This is a genomic window from Martinezella paranaensis, from assembly GCF_014200235.1.
Classification (GTDB): domain Bacteria; phylum Pseudomonadota; class Alphaproteobacteria; order Rhizobiales; family Rhizobiaceae; genus Rhizobium; species Rhizobium paranaense.
This window is the reverse complement of record NZ_JACHBI010000003.1, coordinates 110,912-132,524: the sequence shown is the minus strand read 5'-3', so window position 1 is coordinate 132,524 and position 21,613 is coordinate 110,912. Positions and strand designations below refer to the sequence as shown.

Here is a 21,613-nt window from a genome sequence, read left to right as displayed (position 1 = left end):
TTATCAAACGCGAACGAGATGATTTGTCTACCTATCTCTTCGGCATGTCGAAACCGAGCCGCCACTTTTGGCCAAACTGCCAGCGATCACTTACCGAATGCCGCCTCCTCTTGCCCATGGAAGGCGAACAGGTCATTGATAGTGCACCAAGATCATCGCGCCGAAGGAGCCCGCTGTCATGAACGCAAAATATGCACTGCCCGCCATCCTGGCCTGCACTTGCACCTGCGCCATGACGCCCCCCGCTATGGCCGAGGATCCAGCTCAATTGGTTCTGCACGATGGTTTCGACGGTACGGACTTCGCGCCGTCGGGCCATCTCTACTATCGCGACAATTCAGAACAGAAGGCTGGTAAGATCGAATTTCAATCGGAAGTAAAACGCACCGGCACCGGGGCACTGAAGCTCAGCGTCAAGCCACTCTGCGACGCGGGCAAGTCGAACTGCAGCGAAAGAGCAGAGATCTGGGAGCGCACCAAATATCGGGTCCCTTATAACCAAGGCGTTTGGTATGGCTTCGCGGTCAAATTCGCCGACCCCATTCCCTCCGGTGATCATCGCTATCTCATTGCGCAGTGGAAGCGAGAGATCGGGCCGAAGGCAAAGGGGGATTTCAGCCCTTTCCTGGCACTGCGACTGAACAACGGCAAACTCTTCGCCACCGTCGAAACCAACTATGTGGCTCCGCCGACGACCGCGGTCAGCGACGCGACCAAGAAATGTGACGACAGTCAGACGCCTGTCTGGTTCCGCTCGGACACCAACCAGATGCGAGCCCTGGTCGCCACCGATAGCAGTTGGGGTAAGGAGGACGGCAAGGAATTCACCGGCTGCACCAGCGCCATCACCATCACCGACCACGGCAACAAATTGCCGACGCCGGATTCCGGCTGGATCGACTTCGCCATCTACAGCAAGCCCGGCCCTGACGGCACCGGCCATATCGAAATCTTCGCCAATGATAAATGGATTGTCACCGTCAAGGGACATATCGGTCATGCCGACAAGGGCTTAGGCAAAAACCAGTATTTCAAGTTTGGCCCCTATCGCGCCGCCGACACGACGGAATGGACGCTCTACTATGACGATTTTCGCCGTTCGCCCCGCTGTGCCGATGTCCTGTCGGATGCGAAGCTCTGCCCATTGAAATGACCGATTTTCGCACACTTCCTCGTCCATGATATCGCCGCGAAAAGTTAGTTGCCACCGGTCCAGATTTTCGTAAGATTTGGGTGAACTTTTTTGCCTCTCATTGGTTATTTGCCTCAGCAGAGGAGACCACTGAAATGCTCACCACTCATCGCGATTGCAAACACCATGTGGAGAAGAATGCCATTCCTTCACTTGGCGAAATCGAGGGGCGTGTCGCAGTCCTCGAAGTCGTAGCCCAATCCGCTTTGACGCACGTCTTTTTCGAAGGTCATGTCGATGTCGACGCGACCTTACTTTCTGAGATTCGCAGGGCCATGCATCGCAAATGCCGGGAACTGAAACTCGATGGCGAAGATACAGCCTCCGCACTATCCTATGCAGAGGAATTGATCGAAGCAGCAGTCGAAGCGTCGCAGCCGGTCCACCAATGATGCCCTCGCGGCCAAGACTGATCCTTTTGATCATGGTGGCGCTCGCCCTTGCGCTGGGTGTGCTCCTGTTCGCCGTACCGCATAACGGCAAGGATCAGGTTGAAAACCCGGCGCCACACGCACCGGATCAGACGCCGCAATAGTCCCCTTCGAGCCAGCACCTGTGCCAATACGAAACTGTATCTGTATCAAATCAGGCAGGCGTTAACGCCGGCGAGAGAAGCCGATTGCAAACTTTCGGAATCAAAGCAGTCTTGCTCCGCTCCCGCTCAAGTTCGAGCTTCCAACCACGGTGTAGCGAATGTCTATGATGGTCAACTCGCCCCTATATTCCGATGATGTCGATATCCTCGCCGGCGCGCTCTATGCCTGGTGTGCCGAACACAGGATCAAACTGCAAAGCCAGGAAGGACTGTCGGCGGCCAATGTCGCGATCAGCCTCTATGATGCTGGCTATCAGACGCAGGACCAACTGCTCGGCGCCTTGCACAATTACGAATTTCATTGAAATCGTAGCGCCGGCTCAGCCCTCTGTTAGCGTCTCATCGGCAGAAGACGGCCTCGCCGCAACCCGTGGACAAGTCGGAAGCGCTAGATTTCGGCTGGCGTGAGCATGCTTGCAGCGAATGTAGCTCGCCGCTGTAATCATGGTGCGGTCACGCCGCCGCAGCGGCCTTCCGCAACACGCCCGCGATACAATCCCGCTCCTCCAATATCCCCGACCATTCATCCTCATAAAACGAGGAGTCGTAGATCAGCGTGAATGGGCCTTTATAGCCGGCGGCATTGGAGAGTTCGACGCAGCGAACATAGTCCTCGGTATCGAGGCCGGTTTCCGAATAATGCGCCTTGGCATGGCAGAGTTCGGCACGACCCATGATCTCAGCGAGATCGCCATATTTGCCCACGCCCGTCCAATTGCCGAAATCGCCGTTGAGGCCAAGCTTGCCATCAAGCGCGTCAAGCACACGATGGACCTCGACCGGCCCCGGCAACAGCGAGAACCAGTTTTCGATGACAAGGCGGATACCAGTGCCGGCAATCCGTTCGGCCAGCCAACGAAGATGTTTTTCCGCCCCGCTCAGTGCTTCGTCGGTCGGCCGCGCCTTACCGGCGATCACGCGCATATTCTCGGCACCGAGGGTCACAGCGACCTCAATCCAGCTCGCCATCCATTCCACGTCGCGCTTGGCCGTCTCGGGATCACTGAGGTCGCCGTCTTCAATCAATAGCGTCTGCACCTTGACCCCTGCCCTGTCGAAGGCATTCCGCAGGCCGGCGATATAGTCGGGCGAGCGGCTCGGCAGATGAAACGAGCAAATTTCCATGCGGAAGATACCGCGTTCGGCAAACTGTTTCGGAAGATCGATCAGCTCTACCGAGCCTTCACCATAGGTCGGCTGGCGCGCTGGAGTGTCCGCGCCGCCGGGCTTGTAGGGATAGGTGCCGCCGAGTGCGCGATGCAGTGACCATGTGGAAACGGCAAAACGATCTGCCAAATCAGCCGTGAAAGCCATTGAATCTCCTCCTAATTACCCGCAGCGGACTTCCCGATTTGACGAAGCCCAAGCTTTCGGCAGCAAATCAGAAATAGAGCGACATGACGATGTCCTGATCAAAATCGCCGAAACCCTTGCCGAAAATATTGAGGCCACCGGGATTGCCGGCCGTCTCATCGATGCCGATGCGAAAGCGGATCGAATGATGATCGTGCAACCCAAGCGACGTGATCGTTTGCATCGAGACCATGGTCCCGTCGATCCAAGTGCCCTGGTCGTCGATGCTCCAAGTCTTCAGCTTGCCGTATTGCGAACCACTGAGTTTCCACCAGCTTGGCGAATAGAGCCCGCGCCTGTCGCCAAAATCGCCTGGGGATGTCCAGTGGCCGGCCTTGATGCCATTGACCCAGATGGAGATATCAGATGGCCAGTTGGAATTGGTGGCTGGCGTCTCGGAACTGAGTTCGGCGGAGAATTCCACCTTGCGGATACGACGCCCGTTCACCTTGGCATTGTTCGGGAACTTATATTCGACATAACCGCGCGTGAACCAGAGAAGCGCCGCCTGCATGCGCTGCGGATCGAGGAATACGCCCGGCACATCGAGCATGCCGATGACATTGTGGACCGAGCACAGACCGCAGGGCGGCCCAACTTCGAACTCCGTGAACAGGCCGATCGGCATGCTGACGGCGACGACGTCCTCACGCAGGCTGGTAGAACGATTTTCGAAGCGAATGAGAATTTCGCCATAAACGCTGGAACAAATCTTCTGGTTGCCCTTGCTCGCTTTCATCGTATGGGTCTCGATTAGTCCGGCCTTCTCGAGCGATTTGATGTTGATGGCGGCAGTCGACTGCGGCAGCTTCATATGCGCCGCAATGTCATTGACGTTCAAAGGCCCTTTGAGACGGAGAAGATTGAGAATTTCGATACGCGTTGCCGACCCCAGGGCCTCGACGACCTCCGTATCCTTCATCGGATCGACTGTTAGAAGCTTAGTCTCCATATCGAACTGTCATATCTCCACGTCATAGCAATCTTTGGCTCATACCACGCTCTTCGGTTGCTTTCCTCTCACTTTTTCAGGGTACCGGCCCGCGGTTCGGGAGAGATACCGCGGGCCGGTCGGGAAAACGCAGCCGCTCACCCCTTGATGCCCGAAGACAGCATCAAAGCCTGCGTCACCCGTTTCTGGAACAGGAGATAGGCGACGGCAACAGGCATAGCGGCAAGGATCGCCACGGCCATGTCCCGGGCATATTTGATGCCAAAAGCATCGTCGACCTGAGTGATGCCGACCGTGACCGTCATGGTGTTTTCGGAATTCGACACCAGGAAGGGCCACAAGAAGGCGTTCCATGCCATGATATAGGTGATAATCGCCAGCGCCGTCGTGATCCCCCAATTCAGCGGCAGGTAAAGCCGGAAGAGAATCTGGAACTCGCCGCAACCATCGAGCTTTGCCGCCTCACGCAGCTCCTTCGGCACGGAATCGAAGAACTGCTTGTAGACGATGACGACAACCGGCACGATGAGCTGCGGCAGGACGATGCCGCTCAGTGTATTGATCAGCCCCAGCTTCTGCATCAGCACGAATTGCGAAATGATCAGCGCCTGCGACGGCACCATGAAGCTTGCCAGAATAACGAAATAGAGCACTCGCCGCCCGGCGAACACGATCTGCGAGAGCGCATAGGCGCACATCATACTGATCAAAATGACGATTACAGTGACGCTGATCGATGTCACCAGCGAGTTCATGTACCAGGTCGGTAGATTGGTCTGGAACAGCGCGAAATAATAGGACGAGAAATCGAACACGCGTGGAATGAAAGTCGTGCTGGCAATGACGTCCTGCTCCGGCTTCATCGACGTTACGATCGCCCAGTAAATTGGAAAGGCCCAGAGACCGGCTATGAAAAGCGTCAAGATCAATAGCAGCGAGTTACCAATCGCGCGTCCTGGCATCAGCTTGCCCTCCTCACTCTCAGAAGCTGGTATTGCAGCACTGACACGACGACGATGATTAGGAACAATATGACCGCGATCGCGGAAGCAGCGCCGCCATGGCTGAGGCGGAAGCCCTCGCGATAGACGAGCAGCAGCAGCACATAGGTGGAATTGAACGGCCCGCCTTCGGTGAGCAGATAGATCTGATCGAAGATTTTCAGTTGCAGGATGAGCTGCAGCGTCAGCACAAGGGTCGTTACCGGCCAGATCAGAGGCCAAGTTATGCGGCGAAATGCCTGGGAGCGAGACGCACCATCGAGGGCGGCGGCTTCATAGTAGTCCTTGGGAATGTTCTTGAGCGCAGCGATGAAAAGCAGCAAGTTGAAGCCGTTCGTCCACCAGATGGTGACAAAAGCAACCATCGGCATTGCCCAGATGGGATCACGAAAAACGCTGACGGGATGGCCGGTGAAAAGTTGGATCACGTTTTGCGCGATGCCGAATTGCTGGTCCAGCACCCATTTCCAGATCGTCGTGACAACAGAGACTGGTAGAATATATGGAATGAAGAACAGCACGAGCACCAGGCTCTGCAAGCGGCCTTCCAACCGAACGACCATCAGCGCCAGTGCAAGCCCAATCACCGTGTTCGGTACGGCGCTCAAAAGGACGAAATAGCCGGTGTTCCACATCGACGTGTAGAACAGCTTCTGACTGAAGAGTTTGACGTAGTTGTCGAAGCCCACCCACTGGCCGTCGCCGATCAGCGGGGCATTCGTGAAGCTCAGCGCAAACATCTTATAGACGGGATAGGCAAATACGATCAGGTAGACGATCACGAAGGGCGCAACCATCAACACGGCGGTCAAGCCCTTCTTTCGTCCTTCGTTCGCAAACATGGCGTCTCCTCTTGCCGGCCGGACGCCGACCGGAATGACTCCGGTCGGCTTTGCGCTTTGGGCCCCTACTGCTGGCTCTGCAGCTCTTCACGCATCTGATCGATGGCATCCTTCGGATCGAGCTGACCGTTGATTGCCGGAATGATGAAGTTCTGCGCGGCCTCGTAGATCGGTCCAGCAACACCGGCGAGCGGCGAGATCGGATCGTAGACGGCGGTATCGGCGAGCTTTGAATAGACAGCGTTCGGCTGCATATTCTTGAAGTCGGCGCTTGCGGTCACAGGCTTATAAGCCGGGATGTGGCCGGCACTCGCCCAGGAGATGCTGTTCTCGTTCATCCAACGGATGACTTCGAGCACGGTCTTGACCTTTTCCTCGGAGATCGGCTTTACGGTGCTGTTCGGGATCGCGAAGGAGTGGGAGTCGACCCAGGTCGCCTGCTGCCCCATCAGGTTCGGAATTTCGATCGCACCCCATTGAAAGCCGAGTTGACCTTTCTTTTCCAGGTCAACCATGGTCGGTACTTCCCAGACGCCGTTGATATGCATCGCAGCCTTGCCGGAGGTGAAGAGCGCAATCGACGCCTCATAGGAGATAAGCTGCGGGGAATAACCTGTTTTGACCCAATTCGTTATCGTATCCAGCGCCTTCAGGCTGGCATCTCCCGGCATGATTTCTTTGCCGTCCATGAACTTCGCGCCCTGCTGAGCGACGAGTGTATAGAAGATGCGCCAGATAGAGGCGCCCTGATCACTGTTGATCGACAACGGATATTGGACCTTGCCGAGCGCCTTGATCTTGCCCAGCACCGCATTGAAATTGTCGAGTCCGTCCAGCCCCTTCGGCAGGCCGTCATCGCCGAGCAGGCCGGCCTGCTTCAATATGTCCTTGTTGTAGTAGAGAATGATCGAATGGACATCGAAGGGAATGCCGTAAGTCTTGCCGTCAGAGGTCGCTGAGTTCCAAGCGGCGTCGACATAATTCTCCTTCTTGATACCCGCTGCCGAAAGCTCGTCGGCGGTAAACGGGCGCAGAATGCCGGTCGGCACGGCCAATGGATAGCGCGAGATATGGTAAGTCATGATATCGGGTTGCTGGCCGACGGCGGCGGCCGTTTGCACCTTGGTGTAGAAGGGTACGCCCCATTCGAGAGTCGTCGCGTTGATCTTGATGTCAGGATGGGTATCGTTGAATTTTTGGATCAGCGCCTTCATCCGCACGCCATCGCCGCCGCTCAGAAAATCCCACCAGGTGATTTCCGTCTGCGCGAAAGCCGCCGTTGCCGGCAGCAAGGTCAAAGCGGCCGCCATGGCCAATTTCAAAAGTCGTCTCATGTCTGTCTCCTCCAACACAGGGGCATGATTGCCATTGAACCCGGCTCGCTCCACCGAGCCGGAAAATCCATCGGAAACACCCGGCATCCTCTTGCCGGCCGTATTCCGCACCTCTAACTGCCTGCTCACTCAAAGTTTTTTGGTATGTATCAAAAAAATCGATACTAACGAATGCGCTTGCCGTTTTCACTGAATGCAAGCAGCGTCTCCGGCGTCATCGTCAGCTCCACCGGCTCGCCCGGTTTCGGGCGGTGATCGCTGCGGCACTCAATCGTGAGTTCAGTGCCGGTACGGGTCAGTGCATGCAGGTATGCGATGCCGCCGAGCTCCTCGACGAACTCCGCCTTCACCTGCAAGGCGACTGACCGAACCTCGCCGTCCAGCACCAATTGCTCAGGCCGGACGCCGATGAAAACCTTGGCTCCCATCTGCGGCAAAGCCCCCTTCAAAGCCAGGACGACCGAGGTTTCAGGCTGGTCATCAAGCGCGATAACCAAACGACCGTCGGCGTTGCCGGTAACCTTGCCGGAGAGGAAATTCATCCCCGGCGAGCCTATAAAACCGGCGACAAACATATTGTCGGGATTGCGATAGAGATCGAGCGGAGCCCCGGTCTGCTGCACCACGCCGGACTTCAGGACCACGATCTTGTCGGCAAGTGTCATCGCTTCGACTTGGTCGTGGGTCACATAGACCATGGTCGCGCCGATCTGGCGATGCAGCCGGGCGATCTCCATCCGCATCTTCACGCGCAGTTCCGCATCGAGATTCGACAGCGGCTCGTCGAACAGAAAAACCCGAGGCTCGCGGACAATGGCGCGACCGATGGCAACACGCTGACGCTGACCGCCGGAAAGCTGGCTGGGTTTGCTTTTGAGATAATCGGTGAGACGCAGGATCTCGGCAGCCGACCGCACCTTCTCGGCAATCTCAGCCTTAGGCCGGCCCGCCACCGACAGGCTGAAGGCCATATTGTCGAAGACGGTCAGATGCGGATAAAGCGCATAGGATTGGAAGACCATGGCGACGCCGCGCGTGGAAGCTTCCTTATGTGTGACATCCCTGCCCTCGATCTCGATTCGCCCGCCTGTCGTTTCCTCCAGTCCGGCGATCATGCGCAACAAGGTCGATTTCCCACAGCCGGAGGGACCGACGAAGACGGCGAACTCCCCCTGTTCTATTTTGATATCAACACCGTGGATGACCTTCAGCGCACCGAAGGACTTGCTGACATCGGTCAACTGGATTCCTAAATTCTGGACTTTGGCATTCTGAACGTCGGCAGTCTGAATTCCCACCATGAGCCTGATCCTCCCGTGATCAACTCTACCTCCGGGCGGCGGCCTCTTTCGCCACCGCCCAGCGGATCCGCCTGTTAGGCCAATGCGACCGACAACAGGATGAAGTGGTAGGATTTTGGCGGCAGCTTGCCGGCAACAGCGCCCTCGTCCGTCAAAACGAGACCGGAGCCTTCCTTCGGTACGACAGTGTGCTGCGCATCGACGGTATTCCGGGCCCTGAGATCTTCACCGGCCATAACCGTGTGCTTCTCGACCTTGACGTTCTTAAACCCTTGAAGCGCAACAGAAAGATCGAGTGACTGATCAACGCTGCGATTGACGGCAAAAACAGCGATGCTCTTGCCACCCTCATGCAGCACCGCCGATATGTCGAGATAGGGTACATCTTGAGCGACTTCGCAATCATAGGTCGGGCCCGACGCCGAGACATTCAACGCCGTGCCGCGTCCGTACTTGGAAGCAAGCTGCAACGGATAATAGATAGTCTGACGCCAAGCGGGGCCATCGGTACGCGTCAGAATTGGTGCGATGACGTTCACGAGCTGAGCCATGCAAGCGATCTTGACGCGATCGGAACGGCGAATGAACACGTTGAGGAGCGAGGCGACGAACAACGCGTCCTCTAGGTTATAGACCTCTTCAAGCAGCGCCGGCGCTTCCGGCCAGTTCCAACTGGCGATACGCTCGCCGTCCTCCTTGCGATCGTGATACCAAACGTTCCATTCGTCGAAGCAGATCTTCACATCGCGCTTCGAGCGCTTCTTTGCCTTGATATAATCGATGATACCGCCGACAGTGACGATGTAGCGGTCGAGATCCATCGCCTTGGCGAAGTAGTTGAGCGTGTCCTGCTTCTCGTTGCCGAAATATTTGTGCAACGAGATATAATCGACGCTCTCATAGGCCTGATCGAGAACGGTAGCTTCCCATTCGGGATAGCTCTTCATCTTGTCGTTGGAGGAGCCGCAAGCCACCGTCTCGAGGGTTTTATCGAAGTATTTAAATGCCTTGCTGACCTCATTGGCGAGATGCCCATATTCAGCAGCACTTTTATGACCAACCTGCCAGGGACCATCCAACTCGTTGCCGAGGCACCAGATACGGACATTGTGCGGGTCCTTGTAGCCATGCTTGGCGCGCAGATCGCTCCAATAGGTGCCGCTCGGATGGTTGCAATATTCGAGGAAATTGCGGGCGTCATCAAGGCCGCGCGAGCCGAGGTTCATGGCAAGCATCATCTCGGTCTTGGCGAGCTTCGCCCAGTCGGAGAATTCGTTGACGCCGACCTGGTTGGTCTCGCGCGTCCGCCATGCAAGATCGAGGCGCACTGGCCGCTCATCACGCGGACCGATACCATCCTCCCAACGATAGGCCGAGACGAAATTGCCGCCCGGATAGCGCACGATCGGCATATCAAGATCGCGGACATACTCCAGAACATCCTGACGAAACCCGTTCTTATCCGCCGTCCTGTGCCCCGGCTCATAAATTCCGGTATAGACCGCCCGACCCATGTGCTCCAAAAACGAGCCGAAAACCCGCTTATCGACGTTGGAAACAGTAAAATCCTTGTTGATGACGGCTGCAGCTTTCATCGTGCTCCCTCGCTTATTGCTGTTGGTTGACTGCGAGGTTATGATGAAAGATTTTATTATTCAAGTTTTTTGTTTTATATCGTGATTTTTGATTTACTTGGTAGTTCAGCTCCTTGCCAGCCGTTCCATAAGCGCGATTGCGTCCTTCCCTAAAAGAGCGGTCAACTCAGCCGACGGAAGCGATTGCGCCAGTTTCGCGGCCTGGCCTGACCAGAGATTGGTGAAATCACCGGAACCAGCCGCTTCGGCCTTGGCGCGCAACGGCGCCAAAGCGCCGCCGGCCGTGGGAAATGCCGGCACAAGATCAGAGAGTGGCCCCAGCTCGCGCATAACGCGGTTCATCACGCCCCTCGCGGGCCGGCCGGTGAAAACATTCGTCAAAGCGGTATTGTCATCGCCTGCGTGTTCCAGAGCCGCGCGATGAACCAACGGAATTTTCGCTTCAGGCGTAAACAGGTAGCTAGTGCCGAGCTGTGTTGCGGAAGCGCCAAGTGCGAAAGCAGCTGCGATTCCACGCGCGTCTGCAATTCCGCCAGCGGCAATGACGGGGACCGCGACAGCATCAACAATCTGCGGCACCAGCGCCATCGTGCCGACCTGCGTCGCCATATCCTGCGTCAGGAAATTGCCTCGATGGCCACCCGCTTCGAAACCCATGGCGATGACAGCATGGACACCGCGTTCGACAAGCCACCGCGCCTCCGCCACCGTGGTCGCCGAGGAGATGATCTTCGCTTCGGTTGCCTGTACCCGTTGGACCAGCTTCTCATCAGGCATTCCGAAATGAAAGCTGACGACCTCGGGCCGGTAGGCCTCCACGATCTCACAGAAGGAGGTGTCGAACGGCGCGCGGCCGCCAGCCGGAACCGGTGCGACAGGATCAAGCCCCGCCTCGACATAATAGGGAGCAAGCCGCGCTTGCCAGGCCATCTGTCGTGCGGGATCGTCTTCAGGCATGGTATGAGCGAAGAAGTTCACGTTGATCGGCTTTTTCGTCGCCGCTCGTATCATATCCAGAGCCGCACCGAGTTGCTCGGCATTGTATTGCGCACTCGGCAGGGATCCGAGCCCGCCGGCCTCGCTTACCGCAATTACCATCTCTGGCGTCGTCGCGCCTGCCATGGGCGCCTGGATGATGGGAATGTCGATGTGAAATAGGTCAAGGATCCGGGTATCTGGCCATCGGCTCATCGCAAGCACCTTTCGTCTTCGGTGTCCCCAGCCATCATTATCAGCCTAACAGAGGCGGCGATAATGATTAGTGCGGATGAACCCATGCGTTTGTCGACGGACCGAAAATCTCATGCTGCGAACTGGATTAGCCTGTCTCGACAAAACACTGCTGAGAAAGGCTACAAAAACCAGAAACGCAAAAAATGCCCTCTCCTGTTCGGGAGAGGGAGATAGGAAAAACGGCACACTGCAAAACCGACGCATCCACCAGGGGACTGAAATGCGACGATATGGAACATGATAGTGGCGGTCAGGGAGCGGCCCTTCCACCTCTAATCCATCGGCCAATCGAATCGAGGATCAGGTCGGCGATCCACATGGCGCAGACGCCGACCACGAAGGCAGTCGCATTCATGGCAGCAGCGTCCTTTTGCGGCAGCGGCCAATTGATAGCGCGTAAATAGTAAAGCGCGGGCTCTGTCAGATAGGCCGCAGCCAGCGCCCCGCAAATGGGCGACGCGATAATTTCTCTGGTGGTATATTGACGACGGGACAAGCCGCGCAAAATGCCGCCGGAGAGGCCCGCGATGACGACGCCGGCCTTGATGCCCAATGCATCGAGAAATTCGTTCACCGTCATGATCTATCCCTGTAAGCCCTTGCTGGGAAGCTACCACCTCCCGCCAAGTAATATGGCTAGGAGGGGCGCTATTATTTAACGACGGGCGGCTGAGGCTTCACCAAACCAGAAAGCCCGTCGCGGGTAATATTGACCACGATCTTGAGCCCACCGAGGGCGGCGACGATGTAGGCCGTGTAGCTCGGGCTGAAAAAGGATCGCGAACATTCCAAAGTGCCATCGCCCAACTGTGTGCAACCCGTCGCCAGGAGAATAGCGACAAACAGCGCGGACAAGGTAATCAGTATGTTCAAAATATTGTGCAAAGCATTGGTATTAAACATGAAATTTCCTTTATGAAGATGTGAAAATTACTGCGCCTGTCGAGCAATGTTGAGAGCAGCATCGATTGTCGCGTAAGCCTGCGCCACCTGTGCCACGACATCCGCGGCCGTTTCACGCTCGGGATTGACGCAAAGGTTTCGGACGCCGACGTAAGCCGCGGCTTCCTTGTCGATCATAGATTGTTTGACCGTACCGATTTCCGCAATTGACGTGAAAGCGGCGTATGCGGTTTCCAATGCTTGACAAGCCTTCGGGAGATTTTGCTGGATCGCGATATTGAGCGATGCCGTCTGACAGCCGGACAAAGCAAATCCGATCGCCGCCGCTAAGAGCGGAGCACGCATGTGATAATCCTTTGCTAGGAGAAATGATTGTATCGAGCCGTCGCAGTCTCGCGACGCCGATTACCGCGCCGCTTCGATCGCCGCGGCGAAGGACTTGGCATAGTCCGCAATGTCAGTGGCTCGATCACTGCCATTGATAATTTTGCGGGCGCCGGTCCAATCGGTGACAGTGGCGTTGAAGTGATCGGCCAGCTTCTTGCCTGTAAAACGGCCATTGATCATGCCGTCGAACAGGATCTCGACAGCCTTGGCGGGATCGAGGGCCTTGTCGGGCTCCTCAGAAAGGCTGTACTTCGCATAGTTGTCGTAACCGGTAATCTGTACCAAGCCTCGCCCACGATAGCGCCATCCATCACCGCTCGCCTCATCGCCATTGCCCATACGTGCTTGCATACGCGCGATTGGCGATACGTTGCGGCTGCCGGGCATAGATCACCGCTTGCGCTGCCGTGAAGTATTTCGGAAATGTCACCTTGAGACCAGCGGCAGAGTAGTTGAGGTTCTCCACGACGGCGCACATCGTATTGTCTGTTTCGTGATAGGCCGTCGCCAGCATGTAGGAGAGCCAGCGTACATCGCATAGGCTTTCCTCCCAGGCATCGAGGATGGCCTCCATGCCGTTCGCCTGATTTTGCGACAGCCGTCCGCGGAACAGCGAGGAGCGCAATGCCGCGAAGAATTTCGCACGATCCATGAATGATCCTTTGGCTAGTGTTAAATTCGGCATCGAAGCATTGGAGATCGAGAGGATATTCTCCAACGCAGGCAATTTAGCCGCGTATTTATTTCCGTCGCTGGTTAGAAACTTTTATCCATGTAAGGGCCTCCTCCCTTATGCCGCAACTACTGGCCAAGGGAAGGCGTCGACATCAGCCGCCGTCTTAATCGTGCCTACGGTGATTGCCTCAACAACCGCATCCTCAGCCGCAAAACTAGCCTGCACATGGGCGCCGACTGCATTGGCGACGGCCCTCACCTGCGCGGCCGTCAGATTGACGAAGCCGTTCGCAGTCTTGAAATTTACGGTGATGGTAGGGTTGGCCTGTACATAGGCATAGGCCCCGGCTATGAGTGCTTGGCTCTGACGATCGGTGGAAACCGCCATATCGCCAAACACGATGCCGCCAGTCTCAACAGCATAACGTTTGGTCGCCGCATAGGCCTGCAAATCGACCGAGACTGGTTCGGGCGACCAGCCAGCCACGATAGACATCAAGCTTGGCGGTGCTTCCGGCCAATCGCTGGCGGCATCCACCAATGTGATTTCCTGCTTACTGAGCTGTTCGATGATCGCATCCTTTTCAGAGGCCGGCAGCTCGACGGTAATCTTGGCAGCCAGCGCCAGCCAATAGTCTTTAACATTGTAGATCTGCTGTCGACCGAGCCAGAAGGCGGCCGACGCCATCCACCGATCGGTCTTGTTCTCGGCGCGCGCCGACAACAGCGCCTCGATCATCGGTTCATACATGCTGTCAATGCGATACATAGGCAGTCCTTTCCTGTGTTTGGGCTTGGGCAAAAGCGCGCACTTCGCGCCAATCGATAATGGCAGCGGCGCGGATTTCGGGAGCTGTGGTCGCGGCGGCAAGGGCAGACTTTGCCGATCGGCGGACGCATTCGATCATCTGCGATCCGCTTGCCCAATGCTGATCTCGTGTGAGGATCTCGACTGCTTTCTCGAAACGGCTTACGGCGTCGCCGGCCGCTTCCGCTGTGATGTGCAGTGTCTCGCCCTCGGGTACGTTCGCGCCCTGCTGCAAGTCGGCAACAATCAACAGGGCTTCTTGCCGTTTGAGCCTATAAATGGCGTCTTGACCGGGCACGAGAGTGATAAACAACCCGCGAGCATCAGCGGCTTGCGCTTCGATATCTGCCGCTATCTGTGCCCTGAGCTGATCAAGGTCGGCACGACGATCAAACCGCATGGATTGTCACCTTGAAATCTCGATAGGCGGCCGGTGCCTGGAAAGAAAATTCGTGATCGCCGGGCATATCAGTGACAAATTCGAAGACATTGTCCTCTACGGCGACAATCCGGCCGCTGTGAATGACGGAGGTCCCGACTGGCAGGGCAAAGCGCACTTCGTCTACGCCGTCGGCTTTGATGCTGAGGTCCGGCACTTCAACGGCGGTGCCTTTGGAAATAATAGTGCCGTCTAGGACATAACAGTGCGCGTCGATATCACGCCAGTATTGGTCCGCCTGCACTTCCACCGCCTTGAAGCCAGCGCCATAGAGGCCCGCATAGTGCGGCAGCAGGCTTAAGGCACAGTCGCCGCTCTGGCGGATCGCGCCGTCAGGGCCATAGACGATGTAATGGATCGTTCTGTCTTCTAACGCGGTCACGGAATTACCTCTTGAGAGATGTTGCGGTGATGTTGCTTTCGTTCCAGCCGATGGTGTTGCCGGGGCAATAGATCTGCAGGATGTAGGTGTGGTTGCCGGCGCCGGGGGCATCATAGAGGCCAGAGACTGCGACCAGGCCGGCCGTATACGTGGTCTGTGTGGTGCTGCCATTGCTGCCACCTGTGCCAGAGACGACAGTCTGAACCACGCCGAGATAGTAGGTCTGGCTGAAGATCGCCGTTCCGTCGCGGAAGATGTTGACGCCGATCGGCTGGGAGTTCTGGCTACCGCCATTCTGGTTGTACTGGCCAAGTGTCATAGCGTCGATCACGACACGGCCATCGCCGGCAACATTGACGACACAGCTCACCAGATTGACGGTGCCGCCAGCACCGATCGTCTGTGTGCCGGCCGTACGCCCGACGCCCACCCCGGTGACTGCACCACCGGAGATGTTGGACGTGCCCACCTGCAGCGTGCCGATGACAGCCGAGCTGATGTTGACTGCGCCCAGATTTGCAGTGAGTGCGTCCAGGCTGTTGACCGAGATCTTGTTTGCGGTGACCGCACCATCCACGATCAGCTCCGCGCTCACAGCACGGCGCATAACAGGCCGCGACCAGTAGCACGAGGTCCCTGTTCCGGCCGTCTTAGCAACCTGCAGGTCCATGGCGAGCGCGGTTATACCGGAAGGGATAGTGTACTTGCCCTGAAGGCGCACCCACGCGTTTTTGGTGCCCGTTCCAGTGATCAGTGCAGGCGATATCACACCTGTAGGCGAACGCGCGTAGGCATAGACATTGGCCAAGTTCGCATCGGTGTTATTCACCCAAACATCAAAGGCGTAGGTTTCTCCCGGTGAGACCGCCACGAAGTTTGAATAGGCGCAGTCTCGCCCAAGCGACTGCAACAGATAGCCTGAGGCGTCGCCCTGGCTGTTGTCGAGATAAAAGTTCTGTAGGCTTTGCGTCGTCCAGCCGGCGATACTTCCCGCCTGCCAGCCGTTGTCCGCCATGTTAGAAAAGTCGGTCAGCACGAGTTGCTTGGCAGTGATCGCGCCAGCAGCGATCTGAGATGCGCCGATCGTGTTGGCAGCAAGCTTGTCACCGGTGATCGTGCCGGCCGCTACCGTGGCCGCCGTCACCGCGCCGGCCGCAATCTTGCCGGCCGTCACCGCATTGGCTGCGATCGCATCTGCGGTCACAGCATTGGTGGCGATCTTGGCGGCAGTTATCGCTCCCGCAACGATCCCGCCACTGTTTATCGTGACTACGCCGCCGTCACTCCATTGCGTTGCCTCGCTTGCTCCAGCGGGCGCTCTGCAAAGCATCGGCTTGTTGACGAACATAAAACTGTCCGTCTGACCGGTATTGGTATCGAGCTTCCGAAGATGAATTCCTGCCGCAACTGTGCCAGCGGGAGCGATACCGATAACTCGGAGGCGGGTCCATAAATCGGGATTATGGGAATCGCCATAGACCGCGTTGTTCTGTGCGGGGCCAGTGTATCCAATCGCCGTTCCGTCGCTTGCTACCCAGATAATTCGTAGTTCCACGGTGCATCGATGCGCGGATATGTAAGCGGAGCACTCAAATGTCTCCCCCGGTTGGCATGGGACCGAATATTTCAAGTTGCCTGCGCCACTTGGGTAGTCAAGACGCTGCCACATTACATCTTGGTAAAATCCGGTAGGTCCGCTGCCTTGATAGAGCATCAACGTGGGGCAATTGTATCCAACCCAGCCCCCAACGTCTCCCGGCTGCCGAATAGCGAAAACGACGCCGGGGATTGTACCGCTCGCGTACGATATGGCCCAGCAATCCAAACCCATTGAGAAGCTTGCGTTCTGCAGCAGGTTCTTGCCGGAGCCGACCGCAAGCGCATCCGTGGTAACAGCATTGGAAGCGATCTTGTCTGCAGTCACCGCGTCAGCCGCGATCTGCGAGGCCGAAACCGCGCCGGCTGCGATCGTACCTGCCGTGACTGCGTTCGCGGCAATGGTTCCGGCCGTTACGGCATTCGCCGCGATCTTGTCTGCCGTGATGGCGTTTGCGGCAACCTTGGAGGCAGTGACCGCACCGTCTTCGATCATGACCGCGCCGGTAGCCTTGCGTAGAACCGGCTTCGCAACGTCGTAAGACCCACTGTTGTTCGCCGTGCCAGGGCGCGCGGTGAGCTGAAGATTGAACCTTGCCGGAATACCATTGTTCGCCACGGTGGCGGGAATGTTCACCAGCGCCTGCACCTTCGTCCAAACTGTCGGAACATCCGCCGCGAGCGCAAAATACACCTGCGGCCATACAGTGTTGGCACCCAAGCGATCTGAGACCGATAAGTAAGAGCCGAACGGCGCTGTGGGCGCACCGTTCTTCCGGATGTAGAACTCGACATAGTAACTATCCCCGGCCGAGCAGGGCATTGAGCCTGTTGTGGCCTGCCCAGGGTCGAAGATGGCGTAGTCGATCCCGCCGTTCGCGTCCGGAATGCGGATATAGTTCGGAGCGGGGTCTCCGGATGTGCCAACAACCCGGCTTGGTGCGATCATACCGCCCAGCAGCCAACCGTCCGTGCCGGCCGCTCCTTGATCGAAGAACGGGTTGGTGACCATGTTGGCGAAATCGCCGATTGAAACCGACCTAGCCGTCACTGCACTTGCAGCGAGCTGTGTTGCGCTGATCGCGCCGGCAGCAATTTGCCCGGCCGTGATGCTATTGGCAGCAATCTTGTCGGCGGTGATAGTGCCGGCCGCGATCGTGTTGGCTGTGACCGATCCGGCCGCGAGCTTCGGCGTAGAGATCGTGCCATCGGAAATCTGCGTTCCAACGATCTGACCAGTGATATCGCCGGCCGCCGTCGCCGATGTCCAGGCGCTACCGGTATAACGGTAGAGCTTGCCATCTGTCGTTAGATAGACCGTTCGGCCTTCGATGTTGCCCGTCGTCGGCAAGCTGGCGACAATTTCCACCGGCCGAATATCGGAAGCGAACTTTGTCGTATCCACCGCATTTGCCGCAAGCTTCGCGGCACTCACGGAGCCATCAGCAAGCTTGCTCGCATCGACTGCCAGAGCTGCCAGCTTGTTGTTCGTGATCGCGCCGTCGGCAATTTGCGAAGCGTTCAGCGTCCCGTTGACGTCGCCGGCAGCGACAGCAGCCGTCCATGCGCCGCTGTAGTAGCGATAAAGCTTGCCGTCCGTCGTCAAATAAACCTGTCGGCCTTCGACATTGCCTATGGTTGGCAAAGAAGAGACGACTTCGACAGCCTTAATGCTACTCGCGAGGCTCGTTGCATCGACCGCACCCTGAGCGATCTTTGCCGCGGTTACAGCGCCATCCGCGAGCTTCGTAGAGATCACCGCGCCGCTTGCCAGCACGTCGGCGGTAACGGCAGCTACCTGCATCTTCGCCGCCGAAACCGCCTCGTCAGCGAGCTTCAGATTGGTGACCGCCTCGTCCATAATCTTTTCGGCGGTCACCGCCGCATCGGCGATCTTGGAGGCGGTGATCGCGTTGTCGAGAACGTCGCCCGATTGGATCAGGACATTCGGCGTCTTCACACTCAGCCAAGCCGACCAATCCGTGGCGCGGTTGGACTTGGGAATGTAACGCCCCCTCGCCTCGTAGTCGGTGTTCGACAGCATCCATTGTCCCGAGATTATCCAGGAGAATGGCGAAGCATAGCGAGTGCTATCGCTGTCGAAGACGATATCGCCGGTTTCCTTTAAGCGGACTTGCACCCACACACGCTCGACATCGTCCATGTCCGCCGCGCAACTGATCTTGATCGCCGGCCGACGATCGATACCGCCGGCGTCTTTCACAGTCGCCGGCTCGACGGTCCAGCCGACCATTGGCTGTGAGGGCGGCGTAATGGGGCCGATCCAACCTGTAGCAGTGGGCAATTGCAAACCGCTGTGCCAGTCGTAGTCGGCAGGATCGACTTCCTTCAGCGTGACAACGATGAGGAAATTCGGCTGTGGCTCGACCTTGACGACAAGGAATTTCTTTTCGTCATAGCCATTTCGCACCGAAGTCCAGGAAACGACATCGTTCGGCTCCAGCGGATAGGCGTCCGGCGGCAGCGATACCTGGTGCACGCGGAAGCGCCGGTAGTCCTGGATCATCGCCAGGCCGACACGTTGCACCTGATTGGCGAAGGGAACTGTCGGCAACTGGATCTGTGCCGGCAGACGGCGATTGCCGTCCTGAGCTTCCAGATCGGCATTGTAACGGCCGGGCGCATCCTTCGTCGCCCACTTCTCGGTGGGCTCCGGATAGGTCGCCTCGATGGCGTTGTAGGTGTCCGAAAGCGACGGAAACGGCTGGAAATCCTGCTCCTCCGTCACGACGATATCATCGTCGGAGAAAGAATAGACAGCGCCGCCAGGCGTGCTGATAAGCACCTTGAAGATGCCGCCGACTTCGGCCATGCGGCCGTTGCAGCCTTTCAAGAGTTCGGAGATCACGTCGAGCGGCTGTTGATCGCATTGCACTTCGTAGCCGGCGCGGAAGGCGGGTTCGCTAGTGCCGTCACCGAGTGCAACTGGAGCATCGCAAGCGTTTGCCGCCGCCATCCAGTTCGCGGCGGGCAGACAGAAGGCAGCGATATTCTGGCCACCACAGACCCATTCCGACCCACGGTAGACGCCGCGCGCCAGATTGTAGATCATCGTGGCCGGGTTGCTCGTCGGCTCCCAGCTAGCCGGATTATCCCAGCGATGGGTGCCATTGCCGCCGACGGACGAATCCTTGCGGATATCGTAGAGCGGCACCGGATGCGGCTGGTACAGGCCGGCGGGAATGCCGGAGAACAGATTGGTATTATAACGTGCAGTCAGGATGACGACCTGACAGCCAAGGCCAATCATCGTCGGCTTCCATGGGCGATCGGGATTGGAACCGAATTTCGCAGTCAGGAAGGCGTCGGCGCTGGACTGTGTTCCGTCGAGAAATTTGATCCAGAGATAGTCCTTGCCTTTCACACGATACTGCAGAACGGGAAAACCGCGACCATCGGGATGCGGCTCTTCCCAGAGCACGCCGACCTGCTGATCATCGATCCAGACGCTGGTCAGCCCGCGTTCGCCGGCATAGTTGGGCAGGTTGCCGACTTCGATGACATCGGTGAAATAGGCGTTCGGCGTCTTGCCATCCTCGCCCCAAGAGCCGGCATATTTGCGACGGCCGGCGGTGGCGTAGCTGCCCATGATGAAGGACATGGGGTGGTCATCGCCCATGCTGATTTCCAGCTTGGCGCCGGCCTGTTGCGGCTGGTCTTTCTTAGCCAGCGCCTTTTCGACCAGCGACAGGCCGACATTGATGGCAACCGTAAGCACCAGCTTGCCGATGACACCGACCGAACCGATGAATTGGGAAATCGCGGCGATCGCCGCAGTGATCGGATCGGCATGCGCCGCATCCGCCATCAGCCAGAAGCTGAGGACGCTCAGGATCAAAATCAAAATTTTCATGGACCGGGCGACCTCGAAAGACGCATGGAAAAAGCGCGCCGCCGGTTGGTCGGCAGCGGCATATCACCGATAGGTGATAAAGAAAAAGCGGTGGCGTCGCCGGCTCAGCCGACCCTGAAGGCCCGCTTGGCGTCGAGCAGATCGACGGTGCCGAGGCCGGTTTCGCGCAGCACGAAAATGCGCTCGCCATTGACAACGCCGAGGGCGTAGCCGAAGGGGCCTTCATGCGGGATGGCAGCGATGTCGCCGATATGGGCCTGGCTCGGATGGATCTCCGGCAGCATGCTGGCGACGAGATCGGCGAGATTGTCGAAACCGGCCACCTTCATGGTCTTCAGCGCGCCGGCGGCGGTCGAGTATTCGCCGCGAAACTGGGCAGCGCAATCGATGCCGGTGATCGCCAGCACCAGATTGCCGGCAAGGCCCGGACCGCAATCATGGCTGCCCCAGGCAAAGGGAGTGCGCTTCAGCCGATCGATCTCGGCGACAAAGCGAGCACGCCAGTTCTTGAGCCTGACAAGATCATCAATCACTTCTGCCCCCAAGGTATCTGCCAATTGGCGACGGTGCTGGAATAAAGGCCGAACTCATCGCCGCTGCGGCGCTTCTGGCCCTCATAGGAGGATTTCGCCGGATTGGTGCGTTCCAGCATGGCGATGGCGGCGGAGATGGCGGAGATCTCGATATCGCCGTCCTGCCCCACCGCCGGCGTCTTGATCGGCGCGCCATCGGCAATGCCGAGAAAGGCGATTTCCGGCACCGCACTCGGCAGACGCGTGCCGGTATCGAACGACATATCGTGGATTTCGATCGGCGCCAGCCGCAGATCGTAGCCGCGCACGAGCTGCTGCACGGCGGGCGCGATCTGGCCGACGGTGATGGTCACGGTCTGGATCGTCAGGTCGGCGGTGCGGGGGATCGGGCTCACCTTCAGATTGAGGCCGCCATAATAGGTCCGCGCCTCCGGCAGACCGGTGACGCCTGAAGTGACCGTGATGTTGATGTCGTCGTCGCCGGTCCAGAGGCCAACGGAAGCGGGCGCGCCGCTCGCCAGGTCCTTGCCGGTGATCCATACGAAGCGACGGGGCACGAGCCCCTTGTCGCGCGCGCCGGTCAGCGCCGCGAAGAAGGCGGAGGTGATGTTCTTCATC

The 21,613-nt window shown here is 57.8% G+C and carries 23 protein-coding genes; 4 read left to right on the top strand and 19 right to left on the bottom strand.

Going from position 1 to position 21,613, the window contains the following annotated elements:
• Positions 1–178 precede the first annotated feature (178 nt).
• From GGD50_RS09545 to GGD50_RS09530, 4 genes are all read left to right on the top strand, one after another.
• The gene (locus tag GGD50_RS09545) at positions 179–1,153 is read left to right on the top strand and encodes a polysaccharide lyase family 20 protein (protein WP_183937726.1); all 975 of its coding nucleotides are present in this window, start codon (positions 179–181) and stop codon (positions 1,151–1,153) included.
• A gap of 134 nt (positions 1,154–1,287) precedes the next feature.
• The gene (locus GGD50_RS09540) at positions 1,288–1,584 is read left to right on the top strand and encodes a hypothetical protein (RefSeq protein ID WP_183937717.1); all 297 of its coding nucleotides are present in this window, start codon (positions 1,288–1,290) and stop codon (positions 1,582–1,584) included.
• Positions 1,581–1,727, top strand: a complete 147-nt coding sequence (locus GGD50_RS09535) for a hypothetical protein (protein WP_183937715.1) — start codon at positions 1,581–1,583, stop codon at positions 1,725–1,727. The genes GGD50_RS09540 and GGD50_RS09535 overlap by 4 nt, the downstream gene beginning before the upstream one ends.
• A 158-nt stretch (positions 1,728–1,885) precedes the next feature.
• Positions 1,886–2,092, top strand: a complete 207-nt coding sequence (locus GGD50_RS09530) for a hypothetical protein (protein WP_183937713.1) — start codon at positions 1,886–1,888, stop codon at positions 2,090–2,092.
• Between the two features lie 148 nt (positions 2,093–2,240).
• On the opposite strand, the gene GGD50_RS09525 is transcribed toward GGD50_RS09530, so the two are convergent.
• The 19 genes from GGD50_RS09525 to GGD50_RS09440 form a co-directional block, all read right to left on the bottom strand.
• Positions 2,241–3,101 (bottom strand): sugar phosphate isomerase/epimerase family protein, encoded by an 861-nt coding sequence (locus GGD50_RS09525; RefSeq protein ID WP_183937711.1) that lies wholly within the window; start codon positions 3,099–3,101, stop codon positions 2,241–2,243.
• 67 nt (positions 3,102–3,168) lie between these two features.
• Positions 3,169–4,092, bottom strand: coding sequence for an ArsR/SmtB family transcription factor (locus GGD50_RS09520; protein ID WP_183937710.1), 924 nt, complete (start codon positions 4,090–4,092; stop codon positions 3,169–3,171).
• Between the two features lie 137 nt (positions 4,093–4,229).
• Complete coding sequence (locus tag GGD50_RS09515; RefSeq protein ID WP_183937708.1) at positions 4,230–5,054, bottom strand: carbohydrate ABC transporter permease; 825 nt, start codon at positions 5,052–5,054, stop codon at positions 4,230–4,232.
• Positions 5,054–5,935, bottom strand: a complete 882-nt coding sequence (locus GGD50_RS09510; protein WP_183937706.1) for a carbohydrate ABC transporter permease — start codon at positions 5,933–5,935, stop codon at positions 5,054–5,056. The genes GGD50_RS09515 and GGD50_RS09510 overlap by 1 nt, the downstream gene beginning before the upstream one ends.
• 65 nt (positions 5,936–6,000) lie before the next feature.
• Positions 6,001–7,269, bottom strand: a complete 1,269-nt coding sequence (locus tag GGD50_RS09505) for an ABC transporter substrate-binding protein (protein ID WP_183937705.1) — start codon at positions 7,267–7,269, stop codon at positions 6,001–6,003.
• A gap of 164 nt (positions 7,270–7,433) precedes the next feature.
• Complete coding sequence (locus tag GGD50_RS09500; RefSeq protein ID WP_183937703.1) at positions 7,434–8,570, bottom strand: ABC transporter ATP-binding protein; 1,137 nt, start codon at positions 8,568–8,570, stop codon at positions 7,434–7,436.
• A 74-nt stretch (positions 8,571–8,644) separates the two neighbouring features.
• Positions 8,645–10,165 carry an arabinosylfuranosidase ArfA gene (gene arfA, locus GGD50_RS09495; RefSeq protein WP_183937701.1) on the bottom strand — a complete coding sequence of 507 codons (1,521 nt, stop codon included), beginning with the start codon at positions 10,163–10,165 and terminating at the stop codon, positions 8,645–8,647.
• A gap of 105 nt (positions 10,166–10,270) precedes the next feature.
• On the bottom strand, positions 10,271–11,356 hold the full coding sequence (locus tag GGD50_RS09490) for an NAD(P)H-dependent flavin oxidoreductase (protein WP_183937700.1): 1,086 nt from the start codon (positions 11,354–11,356) through the stop codon (positions 10,271–10,273).
• A 292-nt stretch (positions 11,357–11,648) separates the two neighbouring features.
• A complete protein-coding gene (locus GGD50_RS09485; protein ID WP_183937698.1) occupies positions 11,649–11,978 on the bottom strand; it encodes a hypothetical protein in 330 nt (109 codons plus the stop codon).
• Between the two features lie 71 nt (positions 11,979–12,049).
• Positions 12,050–12,301 carry a hypothetical protein gene (locus GGD50_RS09480; RefSeq protein WP_183937696.1) on the bottom strand — a complete coding sequence of 84 codons (252 nt, stop codon included), beginning with the start codon at positions 12,299–12,301 and terminating at the stop codon, positions 12,050–12,052.
• Between the two features lie 27 nt (positions 12,302–12,328).
• Positions 12,329–12,646, bottom strand: a complete 318-nt coding sequence (locus GGD50_RS09475) for a cell wall anchor protein (protein ID WP_183937694.1) — start codon at positions 12,644–12,646, stop codon at positions 12,329–12,331.
• Between the two features lie 60 nt (positions 12,647–12,706).
• On the bottom strand, positions 12,707–13,027 hold the full coding sequence (locus GGD50_RS32725) for a hypothetical protein (RefSeq protein ID WP_246451112.1): 321 nt from the start codon (positions 13,025–13,027) through the stop codon (positions 12,707–12,709).
• Positions 13,011–13,340 carry a hypothetical protein gene (locus GGD50_RS32720; RefSeq protein WP_246451143.1) on the bottom strand — a complete coding sequence of 110 codons (330 nt, stop codon included), beginning with the start codon at positions 13,338–13,340 and terminating at the stop codon, positions 13,011–13,013. The genes GGD50_RS32725 and GGD50_RS32720 overlap by 17 nt, the downstream gene beginning before the upstream one ends.
• Before the next feature lie 138 nt (positions 13,341–13,478).
• Positions 13,479–14,132 carry a DUF4376 domain-containing protein gene (locus tag GGD50_RS09465; RefSeq protein WP_183937692.1) on the bottom strand — a complete coding sequence of 218 codons (654 nt, stop codon included), beginning with the start codon at positions 14,130–14,132 and terminating at the stop codon, positions 13,479–13,481.
• On the bottom strand, positions 14,119–14,571 hold the full coding sequence (locus tag GGD50_RS09460; protein ID WP_183937689.1) for a hypothetical protein: 453 nt from the start codon (positions 14,569–14,571) through the stop codon (positions 14,119–14,121). Before GGD50_RS09460 ends, GGD50_RS09465 begins: the two co-directional genes overlap by 14 nt.
• Positions 14,561–14,992, bottom strand: a complete 432-nt coding sequence (locus tag GGD50_RS09455; protein ID WP_183937687.1) for a hypothetical protein — start codon at positions 14,990–14,992, stop codon at positions 14,561–14,563. The genes GGD50_RS09460 and GGD50_RS09455 overlap by 11 nt, the downstream gene beginning before the upstream one ends.
• 4 nt (positions 14,993–14,996) lie before the next feature.
• Entirely contained in the window at positions 14,997–20,462 is a 5,466-nt protein-coding gene (locus GGD50_RS09450) for a phage tail protein (RefSeq protein WP_183937685.1), read from the bottom strand.
• A 104-nt stretch (positions 20,463–20,566) separates the two neighbouring features.
• Positions 20,567–20,995, bottom strand: a complete 429-nt coding sequence (locus GGD50_RS09445; RefSeq protein WP_107108566.1) for a DUF6950 family protein — start codon at positions 20,993–20,995, stop codon at positions 20,567–20,569.
• Positions 20,992–21,612 carry a hypothetical protein gene (locus GGD50_RS09440; protein ID WP_107108567.1) on the bottom strand — a complete coding sequence of 207 codons (621 nt, stop codon included), beginning with the start codon at positions 21,610–21,612 and terminating at the stop codon, positions 20,992–20,994. The genes GGD50_RS09445 and GGD50_RS09440 overlap by 4 nt, the downstream gene beginning before the upstream one ends.
• Position 21,613 lies beyond the last annotated feature (1 nt).